This window comes from Holdemania filiformis DSM 12042 (assembly GCF_000157995.1).
Lineage (GTDB): Bacteria > Bacillota_I > Bacilli_A > Erysipelotrichales > Erysipelotrichaceae > Holdemania > Holdemania filiformis.
Genome location: NZ_GG657561.1, coordinates 15,352 through 20,366, shown reverse-complemented (window position 1 = coordinate 20,366; position 5,015 = coordinate 15,352). Strand labels below are relative to the sequence as shown.

The 5,015-nt window shown below is 50.1% G+C and carries 6 protein-coding genes; all 6 read right to left on the bottom strand.

Translation table 11 applies throughout. The features are described 5' to 3' along the window. On the bottom strand, positions 1 to 1,210 hold a 1,210-nt coding region (gene asnS / locus HOLDEFILI_RS12780), incomplete at its 3' end, for an asparagine--tRNA ligase (protein ID WP_006060167.1). Positions 1,211 to 1,466: 256 nt separating this feature from the next. Continuing rightward, positions 1,467 to 2,087, bottom strand: a complete 621-nt coding sequence (locus HOLDEFILI_RS12775) for a redox-sensing transcriptional repressor Rex (protein WP_006060166.1) — start codon at positions 2,085 to 2,087, stop codon at positions 1,467 to 1,469. A 54-nt stretch (positions 2,088 to 2,141) separates the two neighbouring features. Next, positions 2,142 to 3,164, bottom strand: coding sequence for a tRNA (adenosine(37)-N6)-threonylcarbamoyltransferase complex transferase subunit TsaD (gene tsaD / locus HOLDEFILI_RS12770; RefSeq protein WP_006060165.1), 1,023 nt, complete (start codon positions 3,162 to 3,164; stop codon positions 2,142 to 2,144). Next, positions 3,161 to 3,610, bottom strand: a complete 450-nt coding sequence (gene rimI, locus HOLDEFILI_RS12765) for a ribosomal protein S18-alanine N-acetyltransferase (RefSeq protein WP_006060164.1) — start codon at positions 3,608 to 3,610, stop codon at positions 3,161 to 3,163. Before rimI ends, tsaD begins: the two co-directional genes overlap by 4 nt. After that, positions 3,607 to 4,218 (bottom strand): tRNA (adenosine(37)-N6)-threonylcarbamoyltransferase complex dimerization subunit type 1 TsaB, encoded by a 612-nt coding sequence (gene tsaB, locus HOLDEFILI_RS12760; protein ID WP_006060163.1) that lies wholly within the window; start codon positions 4,216 to 4,218, stop codon positions 3,607 to 3,609. Before tsaB ends, rimI begins: the two co-directional genes overlap by 4 nt. Then, positions 4,215 to 4,664, bottom strand: a complete 450-nt coding sequence (gene tsaE / locus HOLDEFILI_RS12755) for a tRNA (adenosine(37)-N6)-threonylcarbamoyltransferase complex ATPase subunit type 1 TsaE (protein WP_006060162.1) — start codon at positions 4,662 to 4,664, stop codon at positions 4,215 to 4,217. Before tsaE ends, tsaB begins: the two co-directional genes overlap by 4 nt. Positions 4,665 to 5,015 lie beyond the last annotated feature (351 nt).

Genomic DNA, 5,015 nt, shown 5'->3' with positions numbered 1-5,015 from the left:
TTTCCTTCATCCGGTTCTGCAGGACCTCCAGCCGTTCTTCACGCTGGGAACCGCCGACCAGTTCGCCGACCGCCGGCACCAACAAATCGCAGGCCGCCACGGTTTTCCCATCGTCGTTCATCCGCATATAGAACGCTTTGATATCCTTCGGATAATCGATCAGGAAGACCGGCCCCTTCACGACTTCTTCGCACAAATAACGCTCATGTTCCGTATTGAGATCAACGCCCCAGGAAACTGGGTTTTCAAACTTTTTCTTGGCCTTCAACAGATGCTCGATCGCCTCCGTGTACGGCATCCGCACGAATTCACTGTTCAGTACATGGTTCAGGCGTTCCAGTAACGTGTTGTCGATAAACTGGTTGAAGAATTTCATTTCCTCCGGGCAGTTATCCAACACGTACTGAATGCAGTATTTGATCATATCTTCAATCAGATCCATATCATCTTCCAGATCCGCGAACGCAATTTCCGGTTCTACCATCCAGAATTCAGAAGCATGGGTTGTTGTGTTGGAGTTTTCCGCACGGAAGGTGGGACCAAAGGTGTAAACGTCGCGGAAAGCCATCGCAAAGGCTTCTGCCTGCAGCTGACCGGAAACCGTAAGGTTTGCCTTCTTGCCGAAGAAGTCCTCTTCATAGTTGCCGTCATCGCGGGTAGTGACGGTAAAGACCTCGCCTGCGCCTTCTGCGTCGTTTCCGGTAATGATCGGGGCGTTAACGTAGACAAAGCCCTGATCCTGAAAAAACTCGTGAATCGCCATCGCCAGGACGGAGCGGACGCGGAAAACCGCGTTGAACGTGTTGCTGCGCGGACGCAGATGTCCGATCTCGCGCAGATACTCAAACGAATGCCGTTTTTTCTGCAGCGGATAGGTATTGTCGCAGGCGCCTTCCAAAATCACTTCTGTGACCTGCAGCTCAAACGGCTGCTTCGCCTGCGGGGTCAGTACGACTTTCCCTGTAACAGTCAGCGCCGTGCCTGTCAGATATTTGGATACATCCTGAAAATTGGCCAGATCGGACGAGTAAACAAGCTGAGCGTTGCGGAAATACGTTCCATCGTTCAGCTCGATAAACCCGATCGAACCGTTGTTGCGGTTGGTTCTGACCCATCCCTGCAGCTGGGCATACTCGATCTGATCGGTTTCCATGGTGCTGCCGGAACAAGCCATCTCGTAGAGTTCTCTGACGGTCATGAATGTAAGCATACTTTTCTCCTTTATTTATGAATAAAAAAACGTTCCTGACTAAGGAACGTTGAACAACGTGGTGCCATCCTCATTCGCCCGAATGATCGCAAAATCACCAGGCCTCAGGGTGCGTTAACGCCGCCGACGGGATCGTCTACTTTCAGTTCTCCGATCCGGCTCCCAGAGTGTTCCGCATTCCCTGACTGAACTCCGGCTTTCACCCTGCCCGGCTCGCTGTGCTTCAGTAATGGGATCGTTCTCTTTTCGCTGCCTTCTACTTTTTCATGTTGTTGGTTTCAAAAACCAATTCCTGGATCGTTGAAACGACGTCGATCGGCTTGACCAGAACTCCCTTAGGAACCTGGAAATGCTCGTGCGAGAAATCAACAATCCCGGTAATGCCGCATTCGATCAGACGATCGGCCGCGTCCTGAACATTCGACGAAACGCACAGGATCGCAATCCGGCAGCCTTCCGGAATCTTATCCTTCATTTCATCAACGTGGTAAACCGGAATCGGCGTCTTCCCGACAGACTCCGGACGGATGTCAAAGGCACATACAATCTCGCCGACAACATGGTTCCAGCGATTGTAATTCATTAAAGCTTTCCCAAGGTTGCCTGCTCCGACAAGAATAATCTTCTCGTCGAATCCCATGCCCAACTGTTCGTTGAATATTTCAATCAGGCGGTCAACGTCATAGCCATAACCTTGCTTCCCCAGCGATCCCAGGAATGAGAAATCCCGGCGGATCGTCGTGGACTCAATGGCCACATATTCCGAAAGCTCCTTGGACATGATCCGGGTTACGCCGGAATTTTTAAGTTTGCGTAAAGCTTTCAGATAGATTGGATAACGCTGCAGTGTAGCCTTAGGGACTGACTTTGTTGGCATACTATCAACCCCTTCTGCATTATTCTAGCACACTTGTTTTAAATTGTGAATGATTTAATGAATTGAACTTGTTTCAATTTCCATCGACGGGTTCGCGGCGATGTCCAATGAGCCGTTTAAACCGTGCGTATACGCCGTCCAGCCGGCGGCGCCGATCATTGCGGCGTTGTCCGTACAGCACCATAACGGCGGGATCGTCAGATGAACCTCCGGCGTTTCCTGAATCATCTCCGAGATTTTCTCACGCAGGCGGGAATTCGCCGCGACGCCGCCTGCCAATACGACCTGCTTCGGTTTAAATTCTTTAACCGCCTGCATCGTCTTTTTCAGCAGCGTGTCGAGCGCCGCTTCCTGGAAAGCGTAGGAAAGATCTTCCTTGTTCAGTTCCTCGCCTTTTTTATTTTCCCGATCGATCAGCTGCAGGACCGCTGATTTCAAACCGCTGAAGGAAAAATCAAGCGGCTTTTCTGTCTTCGGCTTCGGCAAGGTGTAATGCGGATGTCCCTGTTTTGCCATTTTATCAATGACCGGACCGCCCGGATACCCAGTTCCCATCACTCGGGAAACCTTGTCATACGCCTCGCCGATCGCGTCGTCCTGCGTTGTGCCGAGAATCTCAAACGACCACTCGTCTTTCATCCAAACCAACTCGGTATGACCGCCGGACACCACCAGCGCAATCATCGGGAACCGCAGTTCGTCGACAAAGCGGTTGGCGTAAATATGTCCGATGATGTGATGCAGCGGGATCAGCGGTTTATCGTAATACCAGGCCAGGGTTTTCGCGGCCTGCACGCCGACATGCAGCGAGCCGACAAGGCCGGGGCCCTGCGTTACCGCGATCGCTAAAATATCGTCCATCGTCACCTCGGCCTGCGCCAGCGCTTCTTCGATGACCACAGAAATATTTTCAACGTGGATCCGTGAAGCGACCTCCGGAACGACGCCGCCGTATTTTTTATGGACGTTAATCTGTGAAGAAACGATATTGGAACAGATCTTGCAGCCGTCCTCTACCACCGCAGCGGCCGTTTCATCACAGCTGGACTCAATTGCCAGGATTAAATTTCGTTTCATAAATTCCCTCCTATTGGCTTCATCATCAAATACGCGTCTTCATGGTTATCCTGGTAATAGCTTTTCCGGATATTGATGATTTCAAAACCATATTTTTTATAACACGTTAAAGCTGGGGCATTGCTTACGCGAACTTCCAGCGAAATCATTTCGCAGCCCTTCTCTGCCGCGCAATTGATCAAATGATCCATCAGCCGTGAGGCCCAATGTTGACGGCGATAAGGAAGATCCACGCCGATCGTCGTGATCTGCGCCTGATCAAAAGTCGTCCACACGCCCGCATAGCCGACGATCGTTCCTTCCTCATTCTCAGCTACGAATAAATGGGAATAGGGATTTTCCTTTAATTCATATTCATAGCTTTCCCGCGGCCAGGGCGAACTAAACAGCCGCAGCTCCATTTCGCAGACAATATTCAGATCGTCCAGCGTCATTTCCCGGATCATGCTTTTTTTACCAGGTAATCGTCGGCGGATTTCAGGTATTCCGGCACTAACAGATGCACGTTTTCAACCTTCTGCCACTGTGGACGGGCGATGAGAAAAGCTTCCGCCAGATCTGGATAACAGTCCTCCAGGCCTAACAGCGAACAATCGCCGGCCAGCTCCAAATCGCCGGTTTCTTCAATTCGGGCCTGGATCTCACTGAGAGGCAGTACCTCTTCTTTACCAACGAGCTTGCCTTTTTCAATCATTCCGAAATAAGCACGCTGACTGCGGGCATCGAGCAGCACGGCCGCTCTCGTTTTCCCCGCGCCGATCAATTCCAATGTCGGCAGCGCATAAAGCGGTAATTGCGCTGTCGAGCATAATACTTTGGCGACGGTCATTGCGATCCGCACGCCGGTATAACTGCCCGGTCCTTTGGTGACCACAACTTCGTTGATCGCCTTCGGTGTCAGATGACATTCTTCAAGTAATTCCGTCAACTGCGGAAATATCATTTCCGACTGACGCTTCCAGGAAGACAGACAGCGCTTGCCGATCAGCCGATCCTCTTCAATCAAAGCCAGCACTAAAAATTTACTGCTGGTATCCATACATAAAGTAATCATTTCAATGCCTCCATCAATTCGACATACTTTTCGTTGTCCGTTTCCAAGACAATCTGACGGCGGTTCTCGCCCAATCGGTGCAGCGTGATCCGCAGCGGCTGCGTTTGATCCAGATCTTCCATATATTCAGGCCATTCGATGACAGTCAGGCCTTCACCGTCGATCATTTCTTCAAAACCGAGCTCCTGATGCGTTCCTTCCAGACGATAGGCGTCAAAATGATACAGCGGCAGGCGGCCTTGATAAATCTTCAATATCGTAAAAGTAGGACTGCTGACAGTCCGGGTGATTCCTAGTCCCCGGGCAATGCCCTGAGTCAGCGTCGTTTTTCCGGCGCCCAGATCCCCGCTCATTGTCCATACCATATTGGGCTTGGATAAACTTCCCATTTTCTCACCGAGGTTCTTGGTTTCCTGCGGTGTTTCCGTTATGAATTCAAGCTTCATTTGTTCACATCCTTTCTTCAGTGTCACTTGGAAAATATTATAGCACAGATTTAAAGCGGCGGAGAAAGAAAACCAACCCTGTAATTAAAACGACGATTATTTTATTTTTCGAGTATGGATTGCAGCTAAAACCTTGTTCGAAAATCATCATAAGTATCGCTGTTTCGCCATAAGAAGAGCGATTCTATGGCAAGATTTTATCATTTCCGCGCTGTATGCAAAGCGGGTCTGAGCGGATAAAAATCATTTTCGATCTTATATCTGCGAAATAAACACACCCTGCTTTCCCTTTCGAAACAAAAAAAAGGTTCCCTTCATGGGGAACCAAGGAACCTGGCAACGAGCTGCCTT

Excerpts from the sequence above, each read along its gene's own strand:
- HOLDEFILI_RS12775 (WP_006060166.1), bottom strand. The coding sequence starts at position 2,087 with ATGCCAACAAAGTCAGTCCCTAAGGCTACACTGCAGCGTTATCCAATC.
- tsaD (WP_006060165.1), bottom strand. The coding sequence starts at position 3,164 with ATGAAACGAAATTTAATCCTGGCAATTGAGTCCAGCTGTGATGAAACG.
- rimI (WP_006060164.1), bottom strand. The coding sequence starts at position 3,610 with ATGATCCGGGAAATGACGCTGGACGATCTGAATATTGTCTGCGAAATG.
- tsaB (WP_006060163.1), bottom strand. The coding sequence starts at position 4,218 with ATGATTACTTTATGTATGGATACCAGCAGTAAATTTTTAGTGCTGGCT.
- tsaE (WP_006060162.1), bottom strand. The coding sequence starts at position 4,664 with ATGAAGCTTGAATTCATAACGGAAACACCGCAGGAAACCAAGAACCTC.